The organism is Dyella flagellata (assembly GCF_030160275.1).
GTDB classification, from domain to species: Bacteria; Pseudomonadota; Gammaproteobacteria; order Xanthomonadales; family Rhodanobacteraceae; genus Dyella_B; species Dyella_B flagellata.
The window spans coordinates 96,007-119,836 of the sequence record NZ_BSOA01000052.1; the positions used below are offsets into that span (position 1 = coordinate 96,007).

Consider the following 23,830-nt stretch of genomic DNA (forward strand, 5'->3'; position numbering starts at 1 on the left):
GGCATCCCAGCCTACGCTTTACGCAGCGCGGCGCGAAAAGATCAAATGCAGGCCAAACAGCATGAATGCCACCCCTGCGCAGCCATCGATCCAGCGGCTGATGCGCAGATAGCCGCGGCGCATCACCGGCAAGGCGAAACATCCGGCCACGAAGGAAAACCATAGCAAGGTTTCGGCCACCACCATTGCCCACAAGCCCCAGCGGGTAGCCGATGACACGCCCTCACCGACCAGCGCCGAGAAGATGCTGCCGAAATAGATCACCACCTTCGGATTGGAAAGATTGGTGAACAAGCCATTGCGCAGGGAACGCCAGGCGCCGACGAAGACTTGCACGGGTGCCGCGGTTATCGCCTCGGCTGGCTTGGACACGGCCGCCCGCAGCAGCTTCACCGCCATCCAGCACAGGTAAAGGCCGCCGCCAATGGAAATGAGGCGCTCCAACCAAATCAGCTTTTGCAGCAGCAGTTGCAGGCCGAGCAAGGCCAGCGCCGCCCATATCGCCACGCCAAAGGCAATGCCGGCCACACCGGCCATGGCCTCATGCCGCGAACGGCTCACCGCCGTCTGCGAGACGAAGAAGAAATCCGGCCCGGGGATCATCAGAGCAAGGATCTGGACGATCGCGATGGTGATGAACAGGCTCATGGGGTCGCTCCGGCAAACTTGGGGTGCAGTGTAGCGGCACCGTCTGCCGCGGCGAACCTTGCTGGCCGGGCTGGGCTTCCTCTACGCTGCCGAAAATCCGGGCATGGGCCATCCCTGCCAGACAAGTGACGGCCCATCATTCCGGCGCAGGCCGGAACGTCCGCGGGTCGACAAACAGACCGATACTCCCAGGGGAAAGCAAACCATGCAGGAAGCCAGCCCATGAGCCTGAAGTTGCGACTCATAGCGATGAACTTCCTGCAGTACTTCATCTGGGGCGCCTGGCTGATCACCATCGGCGCCTACTGGTTCGAGAACCGGCATTGGTCCAGCACCCAGTTCGGCGCGATCTTCTCGACCATGGGACTGGCCGCATTGTTCATGCCTTCGATCCTGGGCGTGGTGGCCGACAAGTGGATGCGCGCCGAGCACCTGTATGGCTGCCTGCATATCGCTGGCGCGGCCGTGCTGTGCATCGTGCCGGAGATCGATCACCCCGGCACCCTGTTCTGGGTGATGTTGGTGGACATGATGTGCTACATGCCCACCATCTCGCTCGCGATCGCCGTCGCCTTCAACGCATTGAAGCGCGATGGCGCGGACGTGGTGCGCGTCTATCCGCCGATCCGCGTGTGGGGCACGGTGGGTTTCATCGCGGCCATGTGGATGGTGAGTCTGCTGCACCTGGAAACGACTACTGGTCAGTTCTACGTCGCCGCGGGCGCATCGTTGCTGCTGGGTGTCTACGCGTTCACCCTGCCGCCCTGCCCGCCTCGTTTGCGCGGCCAGGACCACCGCTCGTGGCTGGACGTGCTGGGGCTGACGTCATTCGCGCTGTTCAAGCAGGCCAAGATGGCAGTCTTCTTCCTTTTCGCGATGCTGCTTGGCGCGTCGTTGCAGTTGACCAACGCCTATGGCGACACTTTCCTGCACGACTTCGAGCACGTGGACGCGTACAAGGACCTGATCGCCGTGCGTTATCCGGCAATCATCATGTCGATCTCGCAGGTCTCCGAAACGCTGTTCATCCTGGCCATTCCGTTCTTCCTCAAGCGTTTCGGCATCAAGACGGTCATGCTGATCAGCATGCTGGCGTGGACGCTGCGTTTTGGCCTGTTCGCATTCGGCGATCCCGGCAACGGCTTGTGGATGATCGTGCTGTCGTGCATCGTCTACGGCATGGCCTTCGACTTCTTCAACATCTCCGGCTCCCTGTTCGTGGAGGGCCAGAGCGATCCGGCCATCCGCGCCAGCGCGCAAGGGCTGTTCGTGCTGATGGTCAATGGCATCGGCGCGGTATTGGGCAGCTACCTCAGCGGCGTGATGATCGATACGTTTTTCACCCGGCCAGACCATTCGCGGGACTGGCACGGCATCTGGCTGGCGTTCGCGGCCTATTCGCTGATCGTGGCAGGGCTGTTCGCGGTTCTGTTCAAGCACAAGCACGTTCCTGAGGCACTTGAGGAGCTGCCTGCCCACTAGGGATGCTCTGATCTATTCCACGTACCCGGCGCTACAATGCCCGGATGCAGATCGGCCCTTACCGCATCGACCCGCCCGTGGTACTCGCCCCCATGGCCGGGGTCACCGACAAGCCCTTCCGCCTGCTGTGCAAACGGCTGGGTGCGGGCCTTGCCGTGTCCGAGATGACTACGGCCGATCCGCGTCTGTGGCAAACGCGCAAATCGCTCAAGCGTATGGACCACGAGGGCGAGCCGGAACCGGTCAGCGTGCAGATCGCCGGCTACGACCCGGGCATGCTGGCGGAAGCGGCGCGCTTCAACGTGGCCAATGGCGCGCAAATCATCGACATCAATATGGGCTGCCCCGCCAAGAAGGTTTGCAACGTGTGGTCGGGCTCGGCCCTGCTGCAGGACGAGCCGCTGGTGGCGCGCATCGTCAAAGCCGTGGTGGATGCGGTGGAAGTGCCGGTCTCGCTGAAAATCCGTACCGGCTGGGATCGCCAGCACAAGAACGCGCTCAACATTGCCCACATTGCGCAAGATAACGGCATCGCCGCATTGTCCGTGCACGGTCGCACGCGTGCCGACAAATACGAAGGCGAAGCCGAATACGACACCATTGCTGCCGTGAAGGCCGCTGTGCGCATTCCAGTACTGGCCAACGGCGACATCACCACACCGCTGCAAGCCAGGCACGTGCTGGACGCCACCCGTGCCGACGCGGTGATGATCGGCCGCGGCGCACAAGGCCGACCCTGGGTGTTTCGCGAGATTGCCCATTACCTCGCCACCGGCCAAAGGCTGCCCGAACCGTCTCCAGCGGAGGTTTCCGCCATCTTGCTCGGCCACCTGGAGCATCTTTACGCGTTCTATGGCGAACACGCCGGTGTGCGCATCGCGCGCAAGCATCTTGGCTGGTATGCGAAAGACCGGCCCGAAAACCAGGCGTTTCGCGACATAGTCAATCGCGCGGAAAATGCACGCGATCAGTGGCAGTTGACCTGCGAATATTTCCAGGCGCTGCAGGATAACTGGCGCATCGCTGCCTAATACTCCGGTCGCAAGCCCTTGCGGCGTCCATGCAGGCATCATCGCCGGGTCGTTTCAGATCACCGCGCCATGACCCATTCGCCCCGACCTCGCTGGCTGGCTTATGCAATTCGATGCACCGTTGTACTGAGCATTGCGTTCCTGCTCGGCGGCTGCGAAGGCACCCTGTTCGCCGGGCTGAACGCCACCAATCGGCGCTCGGGGATCGAAACGCAGCACGGCGTCGTGTTCGATCCGGCGCATGGGTTGAAACTGGACATCTATCGCCCGGTCACAGCCGGCCACGTGCCGATCGTGGTGTTCTTCTACGGCGGCAGCTGGGTGCACGGCGAGCGCAGCTGGTATCGCTTCGTGGGCACGGCGCTGGCCTCGCACGGCATCACGGTGGTAATCCCCGATTACCGTAAGTATCCGCAGGTGAAAATGGACGGCTTCATGCAGGACGCAGCGCGCGCCGTGGCATGGACATACCGTCACGCCGAAACGCTGGGCGGCGCTCCGGACGATCTTTTCATCATGGGACACTCGGCCGGTGGGCAGATCGGCGCATTGCTCGCCACCGATGCTTCTTGGCTGGCGCCATATGACTTGCATCCGGACCAGCTGGCCGGCTTTATCGGCCTTGCCGGCTGCTACGACTTCATGCCGATTCCGGCAAACGAGCAAGACATGCTTGGCATGTTCGGCCGCGATGCGGCATCGCAAGCCCGCGCACAGCCGGTGCGTTTCGTGCACGGAGCGGAGCCGTCAATGCTGTTGTTGCAGGGCAGCGCCGATCGCGAAGTCGATCCGGCCAATGCCCTGTCGCTGGCCCATGCGCTGGCGACGCATCAGGAGGACGTAACTTTGCGCATGTATCCAGGCACGGGGCACAATGCGCTGGTTTTTGCCTTGTCCCGGCCGTTCCGTGCCGATGCGCCCACGCTGGAGGATGTGCTGCATTTCATCCAGACACACCCGGCGGCGGCACGGGGACAACATCCTGCACTCCGCAGTGACGGGGAGTAACGTAGAAAAGGCGGCCTAAGCCGGTCCAACGCCCCTCCTTTGGCGGACGATTCGTCATGAACAGCATCGCTACCGGTGACTTTCCCTACATTCATGGCTTTTCCGGCGATGAACAGCTGCGCCTGGTGCGGCAAGCGCGCATGTTCGAAAGCAGCTTGTTCCACCACATCGACTACGGCGATGCGACACGCCTGCTGGAAGTAGGCTGCGGCGTGGGGGCGCAGACGGAAATTCTGCTGCGGCGCTTTCCGGACCTGCACGTTACCGGTATCGACCTCTCGACCGCGCAATTGGCGGCGGCGGAGCGCAATCTCTCCGCGAAGGCCTGGTGCGAATCGCGCTTTGCCCTGCGCCAGGCCGATGCCGCCGACTTGCCATTCGCCGATCGCAGCTTTGACGCGGCGTATCTGTGCTGGGTGCTCGAACACGTGCCCAGCCCGGCGCGCGTACTTAGCGAGGTGCGCCGCGTACTTGCGCCCGGCGCGGTGGCGTACATCACCGAAGTGCTCAATTCCTCGTTCTTTCTCGATCCCTATTCGCCCAACCTGCTGCGCTACTGGATGGCCTTCAACGACCACCAGTACGACAGCGGCGGCGACCCGTTCATCGGCGCCAAGCTCGGCAACCTGCTGCTCGCCGGCGGCTATCGCGATGTACAAACCGAGGTGAAGAGCGTCCATCTGGACAACCGCCAGCCGGGGCGCCGCAAGCAGATGATCGAGTTCTGGGAAGAACTGCTGCTTTCGGCCGCAGAGCAGCTTATCGCCACCGGCAAGACCGATACGACCACCGTGGAAGGCATGCGCAACGAAATGCAGGCGGTGCGCAATGATCCGAACGCCGTGTTTTTCTTCGCGTTCGTACAGGCAAGGGCTACGGTGTATTGAGCGGCGATCCCTCCCGACACCGCCAATTGCCCCCTTCCGAGCGTCGATCCACGCCCTCTCCTTACCCCGGGGAGGGCTCGGTTCCGCGCTCGCCCCGTCCCGGCGCAACACGCCTGAATCCCGCCCTCACCCGTCATACGGATATGCCAGACTGGGCAGTGAAACCCGGGGTTAGTGCGTGTATGATGCGCAATTCCCCTTTCCATCTCTTTATCCGTAAAGAAGGATATAAGCCGTGACGAGCAACTACCTCTTCACCTCCGAATCGGTCTCCGAAGGCCATCCGGACAAAGTCGCCGACCAGATTTCCGACGCCGTACTGGACGCTATCCTGGCCCAGGACCAGCGTGCCCGCGTGGCCTGCGAGACCATGGTGAAGACGGGCGTGGCCATCGTTGCCGGCGAAGTCACCACCAGCGCCTGGATCGACCTGGAAGCGCTGACCCGCAAGGTGATCGTGGACATCGGCTACAACTCCAGCGACGTCGGCTTCGACGGCGAGACCTGCGGCGTGCTGAACCTGATCGGCAAGCAGTCGCCCGACATCAACCAGGGCGTGGACCGCAAGAAGCCCGAAGAACAGGGCGCCGGCGACCAGGGCCTGATGTTTGGCTACGCTACCAATGAAACCAAGGATTTCATGCCGGCGGCGATCTACTACTCGCACCGCCTGGTGGAACAGCAGGCCAAGGTCCGCAAGAAGAAGAATTCCCCGCTGCCGTGGCTGCGCCCGGATGCCAAGAGCCAGGTGACCCTGCGTTATGAAAACGGCGTGGCCACCGCGATCGACGCCGTGGTGCTGTCCACCCAGCACGATCCGAACGTGAAGCAGAAGGACCTGGTCGAAGCGGTGCGCGAGCACATCTTGAAGCCGGTACTGCCGGCCAAGCTGCTGCACAAGAACACCAAGTTCCACATCAACCCGACCGGCAAGTTCGTGATCGGCGGCCCGGTGGGCGACTGCGGCCTGACCGGCCGCAAGATCATCGTCGACACCTACGGCGGCTGGGCCCGTCATGGCGGCGGCGCGTTCTCGGGCAAGGACCCGTCGAAGGTGGACCGTTCAGCCGCCTACGCCGCGCGCTACGTGGCCAAGAACGTCGTGGCCGCCGGCATCGCCGACCGCTGCGAAGTGCAGGTGAGCTACGCCATCGGCGTGGCCGAACCCACCTCGATCTCGGTCACCACCTTCGGCACCGGCAAGATCGCCGACGAGAAGATCGAAAAGCTGATCCGCAAGCACTTCGACCTGCGCCCGTACGGCATCATCAAGATGCTCGACCTGATTCATCCGATGTACCAGGCGACCGCCAGCTACGGCCACTTCGGCCGCGCGCCGTACGAGCTGAAGGACGCCAACGGCAACACCTTCACGGCGTTCTCCTGGGAGAAGACCGACAAGGCCGACGAGCTGCGCGCGGACGCCAAGCTCAAGTAAGCGCCAAGTTCCAGCCTTGCATTCGAAAACGGGCCGCGATGCGGCCCGCTTTCTTTTTGTGACGCAGGCGATAACACACTACCGCATGCCCTGAGGGGAAGACATCACCCGTACGCTGCGGCAATCTTGCTTTTAGGTGTAGGCATGTTGTTCCGACCATACCCGAGAACGACGCCTCCATCGGCTTCATCAGCCACGGGCGTGATGACCAGGCGGGGCTATCGGATGGATTACCTGCAAATATGGCAGCGACAGCCCGGGGCCCTGGAACGACCGCGCAAAGAAATCGTAAAACCTCTAATTTTTCAGTAGATCGATGTAACCCTTGTAGCTGAACTCCTGGCCACGTTTCTTGCCCGTCGTTTCCACCAGGATGCCCGCCTGTTCCAGCAGCTTCACAGCAGCAGCGGCGGTCGGATAGGTCACTTCAAGTGCCCTCGCTGCGCGATCCATGGTCAGCCGTGGCATCGTCGGCAAGCTCTCAAAAAGACGAATCGACTGAACCGTACCGCCCTCGGCAAGCATAACTTTCTTACGATCTTCGGCAATGAGCGTCGCAATATTGATGATGTTCGCCAGCGCGTTTTCAGACGCTTGAGTGGTGCATTCCAGAAAAAACGCCACCCAGCCTTCCCAATCACCATTGGCGCGAATGTTCGACAGGTGACGGTAATATTCGGCTTGATGCGCCTTGAGCTGGCCAGACACATACAACAAGGGTTGCGGCAGGATCTTCCAGTCTTCCAACAAAGCGGCGATAAGCAGACGACCGATACGCCCGTTACCATCCAGAAACGGATGAATCGTCTCGAATTGCGCGTGAATCAGCGCGATACGGACCAAAGGCGGCAAGTCCGCCGAACCCTCGTACTTGCGATGGATATAGTTTTCCAATTCACCTAGTAAACGCGGTACTTCCTGGTGCGGCGGGGGAATATGAACCGCGTTGCCGGGCCGGGTGCCCCCAATCCAATTTTGTGAAGTGCGCACCTCCCCCGGCTGCTTTGTGTTGCCGCGGACACTTTGCATCAAAATCCTGTGTGCATTGCATAGCAAACGAGTGGAAATGGGCAACCCATTCCCGCTGGTCAGTTCGCCGCGCACATATTCGAACGCCCGAAGGTAATTCGTGACGTCGCCGACGTCGCTCGAATGCGCGACCTGTATGCCGGCTTCCTCGTCGAGCAGATCCGTCAGCGTCGCCTGTGTGCCTTCTATTTGCGAGGTTAGCAGTGCTTCCTTACGAATGGCGCTGTAGATGAGCCATTCGCCGGATGCCACCAGGCCGGTCATGGCCTTCAAGCGTCCAAGCGACTGCTCGGCCGCTGCGTTGCCTTGATAGCTAGCCGGATGAAGTTTTGGGTCTGTTGGGGGAAGGCTGAAAGGCAAAAACGCTTCGACGTTTTCGCCCCCAACAATCGAAGTGACGTACTTACCTGTAGCCCGATCCATAGATGCTTTGCCGTGACTTATTCAAGGTCCCTTGAATTACCCAAAGCTTAAATAAAAGGTCTTTGAACAATCCAAGACGCTATTAAAAACACCTTTAATAGCGTAGCAGGATATCGCACCGCAAATTGAAGCGATCAGATGAGGAGATTCAGTAGTCCGCACCCCACGTCGGACAATTCGCTAAGTACTACGGCTCAGCCGCCTTTATCGCCCGAGGAAGCCAACACCACCTTCTTGGCCTTGTGACGATGCGCCAGCCGGGTGGTGGACTTGCCGTGGGACTTGGCCACGCGCGGGCAAGTCTTGCCCCGGTGCCGTGTGCAGCCATGCGAAGCGCGACGATGCGCCGGCGCCGTTTCATCCGCTTCGGCCGTATCGATCGGCGACAACGCCGCCAGTACGCGGCGGGTGGTGCTGGGCACGCCGGCCCGGGCGACCAGCACTTCAGGCGTGGGCTGGTTGTCGAAACCATCGTCCAGCAGGCGGGCCATCAGGTTGTCGCGGGCAGAGGCGCTGCGGCCGCCGAGCACCACGGCAAACAGGCGACGCCCATCATGTACTGCGGTGGAGGCCAGGTTGAAACCGGACGCATCGGTGAAACCGGTCTTCAGGCCATCCATGCCTGGATAGCGGTCCATCAGGTTGTTGTGGCCACGAATCAGTTGGCCGCGGAACACGAATTCCTTGGTCGCGAAATAATGCGTGTACTGCGGAAAGTCGCGATACAGTGCCATGGCGAGCTTGGCCATGTCGCGCGCGGTGGAAGTGTTGTTCGGGTCCGGCAGGCCGTTGGCGTTGGCGAAATGGGTGGATGTCATGCCGAGCAGCACTGCCTGGGCCGTCATCATGTCGGCGAAGTGGCCCTCGTTGCCGCCCAGGCTCTCGGCCACCACAGTCGCCGCGTCATTGGCCGACCTGGTCACCATGCCGAGGATGCAGTCGTTGACCGAGATGGTCTGGCCGGAGCGCAATCCCAGCTTGGTCGGCGCACGCGAGGCGGCCCAGCTGGACACCGGCAGATCCTGATCCACCTTCAGCTTGCCGCTCTGCAGCGCCTGGAAGGTGAGGTACAAGGTCATCATCTTGGTAAGCGAGGCCGGGTAGTTCTGCTCGTCCGCGTTGACCGCGCTGAGCACTTCGCCGGTGGCCGGATCGATCACAATGGCGGCATAGCCCGCGTGGGCCACCCCGGCGTAACCGGCAAGCGCCAACAACAGCATCGCCGCGACCAGGCTCCACAGCCGGTTGAGCAACAGCATTGGCTGGATGGATTGGATGTTTGCCACGGCCCTTCACTCCCAAACCGCGGTATTGCCCCCGCGTCGCGCAACCTTAATGCATGACGACCGCAAATTCCAGAGGAAAAGCTTTAATCAGCCATGCTAAGTACATGTTTTTATAAATTTTACCGGCCCCAGAAGCGTAAAATTTCGTTATGCCCCGGTGACGGTCGCCTAAAGTCCAGATCGGCAGTTGGCGACATTTTCTTTAAGCGAAGCTTTCGCCGACTCCCGACAGAGGAATGCAAAGAACGAGCCAGTACAATAGCGGCATGTCCCTGATCCAGCTTCAGCGCCTCGACTTCAGTGTCGGCGGCCCTCTTCTGCTCGAACACGTCGATCTGTCGATCGATGCCGGCGAGCGCGTGTGCATCGTCGGTCGCAACGGCGAAGGCAAATCCACCCTCATGAAACTGATCGCCGGCGAGTTGCAGCCCGACGACGGTGAAGTGCGCTTGCAAAGCGGCGTAGTTGTCGCCCGCATGGCGCAAGAGGTGCCGCAGGCGACGGCTGGCAGCGTCTTCGACGTGGTAGCCGAAGGCCTGGGCGATCTGGGCCGGCTGCTCGCGCGCTATCACCATCTGCTTGCCGAAGGCGACCTGGATGCGCTGGGAGAGGTGCAGGACCAGATCGAAGCGCGGCATGGCTGGGATCTGGATCGCCGCGTCAGCGACGTACTGACCAAGCTGGAGCTTCCCGCCGATACCGATTTTGCCGCGCTGTCCGGCGGCATGAAGCGCCGCGTGCTGCTGGCGCAGGCGCTGGTGCGCAAACCGGATGTGCTGCTGCTGGACGAACCGACCAACCACCTGGACATCGAAGCGATCGGCTGGCTGGAAGGCTTCCTCAAGCAGTTCGAAGGCAGCATCGTATTCATTACGCACGATCGCAGCTTTCTGCGCGCACTGGCCACCCGCATCGTGGAGATCGATCGCGGTCAACTCACCAGTTGGCCGGGCAACTACGACAACTATCTGCGCCGCCGCGAAGAACGCCTGCACGCCGAAGCGCAAGCCAATGCGCTGTTCGACAAAAAGCTGGCGCAGGAAGAAGTGTGGATTCGCCAGGGCATCAAAGCACGCCGTACGCGAAATGAAGGCCGTGTACGCGCCTTGAAAGCCATGCGGCGCGAGCGCTCCGAACGCCGCGAACTGGGCGGCAACGCGAAGATGGCATTGGCCAATGCACAGGCTTCCGGCAAGAAGGTCATCGAGCTTGATCACGTCCATCAGGCGTATGCCGGGCGCGTTCTGATCGACGACCTCAGCACCGCGATCATGCGCGGCGATCGCGTCGGCATCATCGGCCCGAACGGCGCCGGCAAGAGTACCTTGTTGAAGATATTGCTCGGCGAACTCAAGCCCCTGCGCGGCGAAGCGAGCCTGGGCACCGGTCTGCAGATCGCCTATTTCGACCAGCACCGCGCCCAGCTCAACGATGCCCTGAACGCGCTGGACAATGTGGCAGAAGGCCGTGAATACATCGAACTCAACGGCCAGCGCAAACACATCATCGGCTATCTGCAGGATTTCCTGTTCTCGCCCGAACGTGCCCGCGCGCCGATCACGCGTCTCTCCGGCGGCGAACGCAATCGGCTGCTGCTGGCCAAGCTGTTCGCCCAACCATCCAACCTGCTGGTGATGGACGAACCCACCAACGACCTTGACGTCGAAACGCTGGAACTGCTGGAAGAGCTGCTCACCGAATACAAAGGCACCCTGCTGCTGGTGTCGCACGATCGCGAATTCCTCGACAACGTGGTATCCAGCACGCTGGTGCTGGAGGGCGAAGGTCAGGTGGGCGAGTACGTGGGTGGCTATAGCGATTGGTTGCGGCAGAAGCCGCTGAATCGTCCATCCGCCGAAATGTCGGCCGCTGCGGCCAAGCCAGCAAAATCCGATGTAACGCCGGTCGCGCCGAACAGCGAAAAGTCCAAACGCAAACTCAGCTTCAAGGATGCGCGCGAACTGGAACAGTTGCCTGCACGCATCGAACAGTTGGAAACCGAAATCGCCAAGCGCGCCGAAGCCATGAACGATCCCTCGTTCTTCCAGCAGGACAACGCGGCAATTCAGAATGCGAACGAAGCGCTGGCCAAAGCGCAGGCCGAGCTGGACTTGGCATATTCGCGGTGGGCAGAACTGGAAGGTTAATCCAGTAACGCTTCAAGTAGGCTGGGATGACAATCCCAGCTTGCCCGCGTCATGCTGGTGCTGGGATTCCATCCCAGCCTACGCGTGCCGAACACCGTCATGTCACGCCCTGACAAGCGGCAACCATAAACGCGCACGCACTCCGATACCCGCATCGCGCGCCACCAGCATCACGCCGCCCTCGTGGGCTTCGGCAATTTGCCGGACCAGCGCCAGCCCAATGCCGGAGCCGCCAGGCTTGGTGGTGAAAAACGGTACGAACAGATTGTCGCTGGATGGCAAGCCTGCCCCTTCGTCTTCCACTTCGATCACCGCGTTTTCGCCGTCGCGCGCCCAACGGACTGTTACATGGCCTTCGCCGGGCAGCATCGCTTCCACGGCATTGCGCAACAGGTTGATCAATGCCTGCTCCAGCTGGTCCGCATCAACATGCACCTGCAAGGCCTCCCCCGCTTCGATGCGCACCGGCAAGCGTTGCTCCAGCCGCGCCGTTTTCTCGATCAATGCCGCCAGTTCCACCTCGCGCCACTGCGGCGGCGGTAGGCGAGCCAGTTTGCTGTAACTGGACAAAAAACGGCCCAAGGCCGCCGCGCGATGCGCGATGACATCCAAACCGCCGCGGAAATCCTCACGCCAATCTGCCGGCAATGGGTCGCGCGCCATCAGGCTCGCCAGCGTTCCTGCCATCGACTGGATCGGCGCCAGCGAATTGTTGACCTCATGCCCCAGCACGCGTAGCAAGCGCTGCCACGCCTGCCGCTCTTCCTCACGCAGGACGCGGCCAACATCGTTGATCACCAGCAGCGAGCCACCTCGCCCCTTGTTGCGCAATGCGGCGTGGCGCACCTCGAAGCGGCCCTGGTGTCCGGGAAAGACATGTGTGAGCAAGGCCGACGGTGGGCCTTGCAACAAGCCTGACAAGCCCAATGCCTCGGCGGTGTTCCCGAACAGTTGCTTGCGTTCCGCGTCCAGCAGGCGCAGGCCTGCGGGATTGACCAGACGCAGACGCGAAGCATCGTCGAAGACGAAGACCGCGCTATCCAGCGCAGCCAAGGTCTTGCCCAGCAAGTGCGAGGATTCCTCGAATTCCAGTCGCTCTTGCTGCAATCGATCGGCCAGGGCGTTGATGTCGTAGATGACGTCGCCCAGCACTCCACCTTGTACACCGCGCAGACTGTAGTCGCCCTGCCGCAATGCCTCCAGCAGACCGGCCAGCGTATACAAGGGGAACATGATGCGACGGAGCTGCCAGCGGGCCAGCAAGGCGGTGGCGATTACGACCAGCAGTACCAGTCCCAAGCCCCACGACACGGACGGCAGACCGAATACCACCACCAACAGCAAACCGGCCGCACCAGGCAGCGCACACAGCAGGCTCCCTAGCAACACGCGCTGCTCGAAGCGCGGGATGGACGGCAACTTAAGCGCCACCGCTGTCGCCCGCTTCGTCACGCAAGGCATGTTTGTCCAGTCGGCGGTAGAGCGCTTGTCGCGTGATGCCCAAGGCATCGGCGGCATGCTGCAAATTGCCGTTGTGCCGCTCCAGCGCGCGCTGGACCAGCCATGCTTCGGCCTGTTCCAGTGTCAATCCCTCGATATCCTGCCCGCCATCGGGCGGGGCACCGAAAGACAAAGAGGAAGCACTGACCTGATCGTGCTCGGCCAGCAAGGCCGCGCGCTCCATCAGATGCTGCAATTCGCGCACATTGCCGGGCCAGCGCCAGGTTTCCAGCGCGCGCTCGGCAGAGGACGCCAAACGCAAGCCATCGCGGCCATAGCGTTTCGCGTTGCGCGCCAGAAAGCGGCGAGCCAACGGCAGAATGTCCGCAACCCTTTCGCGCAAGGGCGGCAGGCGGATTTCCAGCGTGTTGAGGCGATACAGCAGATCCTTGCGAAAGCGGCCTTCCACCACCTCGGTATGCAAATCCGCATTGGTGGCCGAAATCAGCCGTAGGTCGACGCTTTGCGTGCGCGAAGAACCCAGGCGTTCAAACTCGCCCTCTTCCAGCACGCGCAGCAGCTTGGGTTGTTGCGAGGCCGGAATATTGCCGACCTCGTCCAGGAACAGCGTGCCGCTATCGGCCAGCTCGAAGCGACCGATGCGTTCGCTCTTGGCGTCCGTATAGGCCCCCCGCACGTGACCAAACATTTCCGATTCGAACACAGTCTCGGAAATGCCGCCCATGTTCACCTTGACGAACGGCTTCGTGGCGCGTGCCGACAACGCATGCAGGCGTCGCGCGATGACTCCCTTGCCGGTGCCGTTCTCGCCGAGCACCAGTACGTTGGCGTCGCTGGGCGCGACTCTCGCGACGAGCCCCAACACACGCTGCATCGCCTGCGACTCGCCGATGAAGTCATCCTCGGCATTGCCGCGCAACAAGGCGTTTTCCGCCTCCAGGCGACGCTCACGCCGTGCCGCTTCGCCCAATGCGATCTGGGTGCGCAGGACATTGAGCAGACGCGTGTTGTCCCACGGCTTTTCAATGAAATCCGCTGCGCCACGGCGCATGGCTTCTACAGTCAGCGCCACATTGCCCCAGGCCGTCATTGCGACCACCGGAAGATCCGGCGCGTGCTGCCGCAGTTGCTCCAGCAAAGCCAGGCCTTCTTCACCGGATGTGGTATCGCGGCTGTAGTTGCAGTCGATCAGGGCGCAGGCGAATTCGTGCCGGCGCACCGCCTCGATGGCTTGTGCCGGATCGGCCACGCCGACACTGGCAATGCCTTCGGACTTCAGCAACAGGCGCAAGGCCTCACGCACGTCGGGCTGATCGTCGGCCAGGAGCACTTGGGGGGTGGATGGCTTCATAGGGACAGTGTAATGGGATGATTTACAGAGATAGCTTGGGGCGCAGACCCCGAGCATCCCCACCTACGGAAGGATCAATCGTGACGCAACGCGATCACTGGCTCCACCGCCAGCGCACGCCACAGCGGCACCAGCGAAGCGAGGGTCGCCACCAGCACGATCAAGACCAGCACCGGCAAAAATACCTGTATCTCGTAACCCTGCGTACGCAACTGCGCATTGGCCAACAACGCAGACCACGGCAAGGCCAGGCCGACGCCGATCGCCAAGCCCATGCCGAGCTGAAGGACCAGTTGCCGGCCTACGTGACCGGCGATCGCCAGGTTGCCGGCGCCGATGGCACGCCGTATCCCTAGTTCACGCGTACGCTGGGCAACCGCAAATGAGAGCACGCCATACAAGCCGGCCGCAGCCAATATCACGGCGATCAAGCCGACCGCGCTGAATAGCTGGATGAGGATGGTGAGCTTGATACGCGCCATCTCGATGGCTTGCGACTGCGTGCGCAGTGCATAAAGTGGTGCGTCAGGATCCAGTTCGTGTGCGATCCGCGTCAGCGACGGCGCGTACTCAATGGCCTTTTCACGGGTGTGCACGGCCACGTAGGCGCCGCCCATCGGTTGCTGCCACAGTGGCCGCATGAAGCTGGGCAGCGATGTTTGCAGTGCGCCATCCAGTTGCAATGGCCCCACCACCCCAATCACTCGCAGCGTCTGCGGCTGCGGATCTTCCGGGTGCAGAACCAGCCGCTGCCCCACTGCAAGGCGTCCTGGCCAAAGCGCCTGTGCCAGGCGCTGATCGATCACCGCCAACGGCTCGCTGCCAGTGCGGTCTTGCGCGTCAAAAAATCGCCCCGCTATGAGCTTGAGACCGTAAGTCTCAGCAAAGTGCTCATCGACAACGCCCATTTGCGCACGCTGGTAACCGCCCGCTCCACGCCCCTGACCGTAAGCGGCGACAAATTCGTGGCTGCCCAGCTGCGCATCGGGAACGGTGTTGGCCACACTCGCGTCAAGTACGCCCGGCATTCGCCGCATGCGCTCCACCAGGCGCTCGAGATAGCGCAATCGCGTGTCACCATCCGAATACTCCCCTGGCAACAAGTGCACGCGCGCGGTAAGCACGTAGGCCGGGTCGGAACCGCCTCCTGCAGGCTGGGCGAGGACACGCTGCAAACCATGAAGGAAGGTGCCTGCACCCACCAGCAGGATCACGGTGAAGGCGATTTCCGCAACCACCAGCGCCTTGGCGACGCGCGCAAAGCCGCCGCCACTGGCCGTGCGATTGCCGTCACGCAGCATGTCCTGCAATTGCATGCGCGATACGTGCCAGGCGGGCAACAGGCCGGCCAGGACGGTGGTCAGCAACGCGACGATGGCACCAAGGACGAACAGGCGCGGATCGATGTGGAAATGCATGAAGTAAGGCGGCGCCGTGTCATTGCTGACCAGAATGTGCACAAACCAGCCGAAGCCAAAGTGAGTGATCAGCAAGGCCACGCCATAGGCTGCGATACTCAGCAACAGGCACTCCACCCACTGCGCACGCAACAAACGGCCCTGACTGGCACCGAGCGCACTGCGCAGCGCCAGTTCCCGCCCGCGGTTGAGCGCTTGCACCAGTTGCAGGTTCGCCACATTGCTACAGGCCAGCAACAGCACCATGACCCCGGCTGCAAACATCAACCAGCTATAGCTGCGGATGTTCTCATCCACAAACCGCAAGGCTAACGGCTTCATTACCAGACGGCGGCCCGCACGCTGGCCCCGCAGCGCACTGCCCAGGTTGGCAGCCACCGCCTGCCATTCGTCGCGCGCCTGGGCCAGGGACAGCGATGGCTTGAGCAAAGCCAGGGTTTCAACGTCCTCATCACTGCCCGGTTGCAGGCGCGCCGGCAGCCATACATCACTGACGAAGGGAAAGCCGAACGTTTTCGGCAATACCCCAACCACCGTGGCCCAGTCGCCATTGATGCGCAGCTTTCTGCCCACGATGCTCGGATCGGCAGCAAGCTCGTGGCGCCAGATCGTTTCACTGAGCATCACGACCAATGGAGCGCCGGACCTGTCGTCTTGCTCACCGATCAACCGCCCCAGCAAAGGCTGCACGCCCAGCATCGGCAGGACGGATGCGGAAACCTCGGTCCCGATATGAGATACCGAACCGGTTCCACCATCCACATCCATCATGCGTTCGCTATAAGCGCCGGATGCTTCAAAGCCATGCATACCGCGTTGCAACGCCAGAAATTCATCCGCGCTCATATCATGCAAGCCCGTACCATCCTGGTTCGCATATCCCATTGCCACCAGGCGCGGCGAATGTGGAAACGGCAACGGCCTGAGCACCATGCTATCGACCAGGCCGAACAGGAACAGCACAGCACCGAGGCCGATGCCCAATACCGCAATCGACAATGCGGTATAGCCGGGCTGCCGCCGCAAACGTCGCCAGGCATCCTTCAGATCACGCAGGGTCATCACTCTGCTCCCGGCACAACGCGCGCCATAGAATGCTTGTCCCGCTCCAGTTCACCATTGCCGGTCGCATTGGCGGCTTTTCGCATGATTTCGCTCACCGGCTTCGTCATGCGCCTCAATCCCCTCGTAAAACCGACATCGGTTGGACACGACCGGCACGCAGCGCAGGCAGCAGGCAAGCGATCAAGCCGACCAGCGCCAAGGCCAGCGAAGTGCCCAACATCGCGGGAAGATCGAACACGGTACGCCCGAGCTGCTCCAGCACGGCGCGCGCAAGGTGTGACAACAACAGCGCCAGCCCCAATCCCAACAGCAAGCCCGCCAGGATCTGCAGCATGCCGCCGCGCAGAATCCAGCTCGCCAACCTCACTGGCGACGCACCTAATGCCATACGCACACCGAATTCTCGTTGCCGCGCTGTAACCGCTACCGCCATCACCGCATACATGCCCACCGCCGCCAGCCCCAGTGCCATCAAGGCGAACAGGCCGACCAGCATCAGGTTCATACGCGGATAGTCTGTGGTCGCGTGCACCACGTCGTCCATCGTGCGCAGCGTGGCAATCGGCTGTCCCGGGGCTACCTCTGCCACAGCCGCATGCACGCTGCCGCGATAGGTGTTGGGATCACCTTTCACGCGCACGGCAAATCGGAATGGGTTGAAGTAACGAAAGTTGTTCAAGATGTACGAAGGCACCTGCGCCAGGGGCATATAAAGGAACTCGCGGTGCCCGTCATCCAACGGACCAGATTGCCGTGTATCGGCCACCACGCCGATGATGCGCGCAACGACCGGCTGCTTGTCAGGATCTTGCGCAAGTAGCTTGCCGCCGGGATAGCCGCTGTAGTCATTCACTACCACGAACTTGCCCAGGGCATGACCACCGTATTCGTGCCGGGCCAACGCTTCATTGACGATAGCCACTGGCTCGCTGCCCGCGATATCCGTAGCGGCGAATGCACGCCCCTGTTTAAGCGCGATGCGGAAGAGCGAGAAATAGTCCGTACTGACCCCGCGCATCTGCAGGGGCGTATCGAAATAGGGCTGATTCGGCGCATGCACCCCGCCCATGTTGAATTGTTGTGCCTGGTCGCCTGCGGGCAAACCATTGGTGACGGCAGCTTGCTCAACGCCAGGCACCGCGCTCAAACGCTGCACGACGCGCTGCGCCAAGGCTCGCGTTGACGCCGCATCCGGATTGCGGCCCAGCACTGGTGCCAGGTCGAAGGTCAGCACATGGTCGCTGGAAAAGCCCAGGCTGGCATGCGCCGCGTCGTATAGCGCGTGCAAGAACAAACCTGCGCCGCAGAGCAGGCAGGTGGCCAGACTCATCTGCGCCACCACCAAGGCGCGCCCCAAGCGCCCACTTTGACGACTCATGCTGCGGCCACCCTCGCGCAATTCACCCGTCGAAACTGCAGCGCGGCTTCGCCACACGGCCAGGATTGCCGCCAACAACGCGCCAAGCACACCCACCGCCAGCGCCAACACCCAGGCCTCCCACTCGGGGTGCATCGCTTCACCATGCGTCCAATCGATCGGCATGAAATGACTGAACAAGGCCAGGCCGATCATCGCCAGCCCCATTCCCACCAGGGCGCCGCCCACACCGATCAAGCCACCTTCCGCCAACGCCGGTAAAGCCAGCCGCCATGGCGATGCTCCCAACGCAGCGCGCACCGCCGCGTCGTGGTTGTGCGATAGCGCACGCAACAACATCAGATTGGTCAGATTCACCACCGCGATCAGCAACACGCATAGGGCACTGGCCAAAAACAGCAACATGACTGGGCGATCTTCCTGATGCAGTGCGATCTGCAGCGGCACCGCGCCGAAGGACGCGCGCTGCCAGTCGTTTGAAGTGGAACCGGGCATTGCCGCGTACATCGCATGAATTGCGGCGAGCAGCTGCGCACTGATTGCTGCAGGAGCAATGCCGTCCGCCAGACGTGCAACGACATAGTAATTGCGGTCGTCCTCCATCGAATTGGGCTGCAGTTGCTCGGGCAGCATGATGTCGTCATCACCAAACTGATCGAAGCTCGTCGGCAACACCCCAACGATGGTGCGCGGCACGCCCTCCACCTGCATGCTGCGACCGATCACGTTCATGGCCCCGCCATAGCGACGTTGCCAATAGCGCTCAGCGAGAATCACAGCCCTGGGGCCACCAGGTCGATCTTCATCCATGGAGAAATTGCGTCCCAGGCGCAGCCTCACCCCAAGAGTTGGCAATGCGTCGTGATCGACCCGCAATGCCATTATCTGTTCTGGCTCACCTTGGCCGGTCGCATTGACGGCTATCGTGCCACCCATGATCAAACCCATGGAGGCAACGCCTCTGAGAGATTGCATGTGCTGGTACTGCCGGGGCGATGATCCTCGGTAAGCATCTCCCTGGACCATTCCCAGCACCATCAACTGCTCCGCTGCAGGATAGGGCAAGGGCCGCCACAGCACGTGCTCGATCAAGGTAAACACGGCCGTACTGGTGCTTACGCCCAATGCCAATACCCCACTGGCCAACAGTAGAAAACCAGGGCGACGCAGCGTGGCGCGCCAGCTTTGCAGGATTTCGCTAATCCAGATCGCCATTTGTCTCAATCCCCACGCAGAGCTTGCATCGGGTGCACCCGGCCGGCACGCCATGCGGGTTGCAGACATGCCAGCAAACCGGAGACCACCAGCACGACGCAGGCAGTAACCAACACAAGTGGATCGAACAACGCATGATGGATCCCGGCGACGACGGCACGCATCACGCCCGCCAGCAAAAAGGCCAAGCCTGCGCCAGCGATAAAGCCCGCGGCAAGCTGCCATACACCATCGCGCAGCACGCTGTATGTCAAACGCGCAGGCGCCGCTCCCAGCGCCATCCTTACCCCGAATTCCTGCACCCGCATGGCTACCGCCACCGACATCACGGCATACATGCCCGCCGCCGCCAGAAGCAGGGCCAGCGCTGCGAACAAGCCGACCAGCAACAGATTCAAGCGCGTCTCGGCCGTGGTCTCGTGCACTACGCTCTGCATGCTGCGCATACTGGCGATCGGTTGATCAGCCGCCACCTCGGCGACGGCTGCTTTCACCACCTTGCCGTAGCTATCGGGATTGCCATGCACACGCAGCACGAAGCGCAAGGGGTTGACCGTACGATATAAAGCCAGCAAGGCATCCGGTATTTGCCGCATGGGCAAATAGAACAGCCCCTCTTTGGCGCTCAGTGGACCAAAGGGGCTGATATTGTCGATCACCCCGACAATACGGACGGAGATTCGCGGAAACTGTTCGTCGGGCGCGTCTACGATCAAGGTCTTGCCCAGCGCATCACCACCATACAAGCTATCGGCCAGCGCCTGGTTGACGATCGCCACCGGCTCCCCGCCCTTTCCATCCGTTCCCTGAAAGACCCTGCCCCGGCGTGCGGCAATACCGAAGGCGGCAAAGAATTCAGGACTTGCGGCGCGAAACAGTGGCGTATTGGCGACCGGCTCGCCGCCTGGCGCATGGACGTCACCAAAATAGAACGCCTGGGTAATGTCGCCGGCAGGCAAGGCAGTGGTCGCTGCAACCTGCTCGACGCCCGGCAAACCCCACAAGCGCTCCTGCAAGCGTTGAACCAGGGCTTGTACGGAAGCCGAGTCGGCATATTTCCCTTCCAGCGGAGCCAGGTCGAAGGTCAAGACATGATCGCTGGAAAATCCCAGCGGCATACGTGCCGCATCGTACAAAGCATGTAGGAATAGGCCTGCTGCACTAAGCAAGGTTGCAGCAAGCGCTACCTGCACCACCACCAGTGCGCGCCCCAACCAACCGCCTTGCCGGCCGGGGCCGGTGCGACCGCCCTCGCGCAAGGCTTCCATCGACACCGATCGCATGCTGCGCCAGATACCCAGCGCCGCCGCGAGCAAAGCTGCGGTCATTCCGAAGCCCATGGCCATCACCACGGTCGATCCTTCGATCGACAAGCGGGTGCCGGTCAGCCAGTCGGCGGGAATCAAGCCCTTGAGTGCGCGCAAGCCGATCATGGCGAGGATCACACCCGCCGCACTTCCCAACAGGCCGATCAGCGATCCCTCCGCCAAGAGTGGCAGCGCGCGGCGCCACCCCATTGCACCCAATGCGCTGCGTACGGCAACGTCGTGATAGCGGGACAGTCCTCGCAACAACAACAAGTTGGCGAGATTCCCCCAAGCGATCAGCAACACTAGCGCAGCGCTGGCGAGAAACATCATCAGTACTGGCCTGGCGTGTACCCGCGTAGCGGTCTGCAGATCCGATGCCACATAGCGCTGGGTCTTCATGTAGTCAGCTTCCCAGCCGCTCTGGGCTGCATAGAGCTGATGCATGCGCGCATCGAGTTGGGCGCTTACGGCAGCCACCCCAACACCGGATGCCAACCGGGCAATTACGCGGTAATTACTGCCGTCATTGGAGACATCCGCGGGCAACGCCATGGGCAGCAGGATGTCGCTTTCCCGCAGGCCACTGTCCCGTGGCAACACGCCGATGATGGTATGCGTAATGCCTTCGATCGACAGTGTGTGGCCGACAATATCCATCCTGCCGCCGTAACGGCGCATCCAGAACCCATGATTGAGCAGCACCACCTTGGGACCGTTGGGTCTATCCTCATTGACCGAAAAATTGCGCCCAAGCTGCGGAGTTACACCCAGCGTGGGCAGCAAGCTATGGTCGATGTGCTGCATCGGCACCAACTCCGGCACCCCATCGCCGGCAACATTGGCCGAGCGCATGAAGCCATCGATGAAACCCAACGATGCAACACCCTGCATGCCCGCCATATGTTGGTACTGGAAAGGCGAAGCCCACCATGCGGTACCCATTTTCTGCCTGCCCAAGGCCACCAGGCGCGAGGCCTGCGGATAGGGCAAGGGCCGCAGCAGCACGCTGTCGATCAGCACGTAGACCGCGACGCTGGCACCGATACCCAATGCGAGCACGCCGCTGGCCAGCAACAGAAAACCGGGACGACGCAACATGGCGCGCCAGCTTTGCCAGATTTCCCACAGCCAGATGCTCACGCACCCACCTCGATGCGCGGTCCGATCAGCGCATCCAGCCGCTGCTCGTCCTCTCGGCGCAGGCGCTCGAAAGTTTCTTCATCGACCACTCGACCATCGAACAGCCGCACTTTGCGTTGCGCAAAATCGGCGTAGCGAGCGTCGTGCGTGACCATGCATAGGGTGGCACCGCCCTGATGCAGTTCATTGAGCAATTGCATCACCGCTTCGCCGTTGCGTGAATCGAGGTTGCCGGTAGGTTCGTCGGCAAGCAGGATCGCCGGTTTGCCGACCAGTGCACGCGCGACCGCGACACGCTGTTGCTGGCCGCCGGAAAGCTGGGCCGGATAGTGCCGTGCTCGATGCGACATGCTTACGCGCTCCAGCGCTTCCTGCACGCGAGTCCGCCTTTCTCGTGCGTCGATGCCGCCACGATAGGTCAGCGGCAGTTCCACGTTTTCCTGTACGGTCAGATCGCCGATCAGGTTGAAGGCCTGGAAGATGAAGCCGATTTCCGCATTCCGAATGCGTGCGCGCTGTGCGGCGTTGAGCACGCTGACGTCGTGGCCGTTCAAAACGTAGGTGCCGGCGCTGGCGGTGTCGAGCAGGCCCAGGATCGACAGCAAGGTGGTCTTGCCGCAACCGGAAGGACCGGAAATGGAAACGAATTCGCCGCGGCGTATGTCCAGATGCACGTCACTGAGGGCGTGCGTTTCCACTTCGTCGGCCTGAAAGACCTTGCGCAGGCTGTCGAGGGTGATGACGGAGGTCGATTTGCTCATGGTCCTTCCCTATGCATTGAATTCGTTCGCATTACTCATTTCACCCGGATACGCTCGTATTTATCCCACTGGCTGGTGTCGGACAGAATCACCTGGTCGCCCGCCTTCAGACCATGCACGATCTCAACGCGATCGACCGAAGCGGCACCCATTCTCACCGGCATGCGCGTGGCGACATGGCTGGCCGGGTCGAGCCGAAACAAGCCCAGGTCGCTGTCGCTCCGCGCCAAAGCCGGACGCCCGACCGACAATACGTCATCCAGCTTCGCGACCAGGATGCGTCCGTCCACCGATAGATCCGGCCGTGCCCCAGGGGGCAAGGGATCGGTCAAGCGAACATCCACCTGCACGCTGCCGTTGCGTACGGCTGGGTCGATGCGTTCCACCTTGCCGCTCACCTTGCCGTTGTGTGTATCCACGTCTACCGGCATCCCCAGGGTGACATCCTTCGCCTCCACTTCGGGAACCTGCAAACGCGCCATCAGCACGTCGGGCCGCGCCACCCGCGCAAGATTGGCACCGGCTGCCACTTGCGCGCCTTCCTGCACGGCGACCTCCTGCAGCACGCCGACAATGCCGGCCTTGAGGTTCAAGGCGTCGGCCTGATGCTGGCGCAGGGCCAGATTGCTGCTCTGCTGCGCCAGGCGGGCGCGCACGGCATCCATTTGCGCCTTCATGCTGGCGGCGAAGGCATCGACGCGCTGCTGCTCCACCTCCACCTGCGATTGGAATTGCGCGGCCACGATTTGCTGTTGCCGGTAATCCACCTGCGCGATCGCGTGAACCAGGTTGGCCTGGGCATAGGCTTCGCTCTTCACCTTGGCCGAGGCGTAATCGGATTTGGCCCGCGACAGCGCAGCACGTGTATCCAGCAGTTGCGAGTTGAGTTCCGCCTGCTTGGCCGCGACATCGGCTTGCGCCGCAGCGACTTGGGCCTGGGCATTGCGCAGGTTGTCTTCCACCTCCGGATCGGACAAGCGCATCAGCACGGTATCTGGCTGCACCTGCGCGCCGGGCAACACCAGGATCTGCTCCACTTGCGCAGAGGTTGCCGCCGCCAGCCAGCGGCTTTCGCGCGGCACCAGGGTGCCGGTGGCATTGACCTCGCGCAGCATCGGCCCCCGTTGCACCGTATCCACCCACAGACCCGCGCGGTCGACTTCGGGCAAGGCGGGGTCCAGCCGCAGTACGAACAGCAACAGGCTAAGGACGACGGCGGTGACACCTGCCCCGATCAGATGGGTCTTGCGTCGCTTGCGTAATTTCAGGGCGGGGTTGGCGATGTCCATGCAGGGCTTATGGCAATCGCCGTGCCAAGCTCCCACTATCGGTAAATCAAAGACTTCCGGCAG

The 23,830-nt window shown here is 61.9% G+C and carries 16 protein-coding genes; 6 read left to right on the forward strand and 10 right to left on the reverse strand.

Annotated features, from left to right (window positions below):
* Positions 1-18: 18 nt before the first annotated feature.
* Complete coding sequence (locus tag QQJ96_RS22580; protein ID WP_284334299.1) at positions 19-648, reverse strand: homoserine/threonine efflux transporter; 630 nt, start codon at positions 646-648, stop codon at positions 19-21.
* Between the two features lie 222 nt (positions 649-870).
* Between QQJ96_RS22580 and QQJ96_RS22585 the strand changes: the two genes are divergently transcribed.
* The 5 genes from QQJ96_RS22585 (at position 871) to metK (ending at position 6,494) form a co-directional block, all read left to right on the forward strand.
* Positions 871-2,130, forward strand: a complete 1,260-nt coding sequence (locus QQJ96_RS22585; RefSeq protein WP_284334300.1) for a nucleoside permease — start codon at positions 871-873, stop codon at positions 2,128-2,130.
* Positions 2,131-2,174: 44 nt separating this feature from the next.
* Positions 2,175-3,161, forward strand: coding sequence for a tRNA dihydrouridine synthase DusB (gene dusB / locus QQJ96_RS22590; RefSeq protein ID WP_284334301.1), 987 nt, complete (start codon positions 2,175-2,177; stop codon positions 3,159-3,161).
* Between the two features lie 69 nt (positions 3,162-3,230).
* Positions 3,231-4,169, forward strand: a complete 939-nt coding sequence (locus QQJ96_RS22595) for an alpha/beta hydrolase (RefSeq protein ID WP_284334302.1) — start codon at positions 3,231-3,233, stop codon at positions 4,167-4,169.
* Between the two features lie 56 nt (positions 4,170-4,225).
* Complete coding sequence (locus QQJ96_RS22600; RefSeq protein WP_284334303.1) at positions 4,226-5,056, forward strand: class I SAM-dependent methyltransferase; 831 nt, start codon at positions 4,226-4,228, stop codon at positions 5,054-5,056.
* Between the two features lie 235 nt (positions 5,057-5,291).
* Positions 5,292-6,494, forward strand: coding sequence for a methionine adenosyltransferase (gene metK / locus QQJ96_RS22605; RefSeq protein WP_284334304.1), 1,203 nt, complete (start codon positions 5,292-5,294; stop codon positions 6,492-6,494).
* A 297-nt stretch (positions 6,495-6,791) separates the two neighbouring features.
* Here metK and QQJ96_RS22610 read toward each other — a convergent pair whose 3' ends face one another.
* A complete protein-coding gene (locus QQJ96_RS22610) occupies positions 6,792-7,946 on the reverse strand; it encodes a Fic family protein (protein WP_284334305.1) in 1,155 nt (384 codons plus the stop codon).
* Between the two features lie 194 nt (positions 7,947-8,140).
* The gene (locus tag QQJ96_RS22615) at positions 8,141-9,232 is read right to left on the reverse strand and encodes a D-alanyl-D-alanine carboxypeptidase family protein (RefSeq protein ID WP_284334306.1); all 1,092 of its coding nucleotides are present in this window, start codon (positions 9,230-9,232) and stop codon (positions 8,141-8,143) included.
* A gap of 266 nt (positions 9,233-9,498) precedes the next feature.
* Between QQJ96_RS22615 and QQJ96_RS22620 the strand changes: the two genes are divergently transcribed.
* Entirely contained in the window at positions 9,499-11,379 is a 1,881-nt protein-coding gene (locus QQJ96_RS22620; protein ID WP_284334307.1) for an ATP-binding cassette domain-containing protein, read from the forward strand.
* A 102-nt stretch (positions 11,380-11,481) separates the two neighbouring features.
* On the opposite strand, the gene QQJ96_RS22625 is transcribed toward QQJ96_RS22620, so the two are convergent.
* The 7 genes from QQJ96_RS22625 to QQJ96_RS22655 all read right to left on the reverse strand — a co-directional run bounded on the left by QQJ96_RS22625 (position 11,482) and on the right by QQJ96_RS22655 (position 23,767).
* On the reverse strand, positions 11,482-12,810 hold the full coding sequence (locus QQJ96_RS22625; RefSeq protein ID WP_284334308.1) for a sensor histidine kinase: 1,329 nt from the start codon (positions 12,808-12,810) through the stop codon (positions 11,482-11,484).
* A complete protein-coding gene (locus tag QQJ96_RS22630) occupies positions 12,800-14,191 on the reverse strand; it encodes a sigma-54-dependent transcriptional regulator (RefSeq protein ID WP_284334309.1) in 1,392 nt (463 codons plus the stop codon). Before QQJ96_RS22630 ends, QQJ96_RS22625 begins: the two co-directional genes overlap by 11 nt.
* 74 nt (positions 14,192-14,265) lie before the next feature.
* A complete protein-coding gene (locus QQJ96_RS22635) occupies positions 14,266-16,671 on the reverse strand; it encodes an ADOP family duplicated permease (protein ID WP_284334310.1) in 2,406 nt (801 codons plus the stop codon).
* 115 nt (positions 16,672-16,786) lie between these two features.
* Entirely contained in the window at positions 16,787-19,267 is a 2,481-nt protein-coding gene (locus QQJ96_RS22640) for an ADOP family duplicated permease (protein WP_284334311.1), read from the reverse strand.
* A 5-nt stretch (positions 19,268-19,272) separates the two neighbouring features.
* On the reverse strand, positions 19,273-21,717 hold the full coding sequence (locus tag QQJ96_RS22645) for an ADOP family duplicated permease (protein ID WP_284334312.1): 2,445 nt from the start codon (positions 21,715-21,717) through the stop codon (positions 19,273-19,275).
* Positions 21,714-22,478, reverse strand: a complete 765-nt coding sequence (locus QQJ96_RS22650; RefSeq protein ID WP_284334313.1) for an ABC transporter ATP-binding protein — start codon at positions 22,476-22,478, stop codon at positions 21,714-21,716. Before QQJ96_RS22650 ends, QQJ96_RS22645 begins: the two co-directional genes overlap by 4 nt.
* Before the next feature lie 35 nt (positions 22,479-22,513).
* The gene (locus tag QQJ96_RS22655; RefSeq protein WP_284334314.1) at positions 22,514-23,767 is read right to left on the reverse strand and encodes an efflux RND transporter periplasmic adaptor subunit; all 1,254 of its coding nucleotides are present in this window, start codon (positions 23,765-23,767) and stop codon (positions 22,514-22,516) included.
* Between the last annotated feature and the right edge of the window lie 63 nt (positions 23,768-23,830).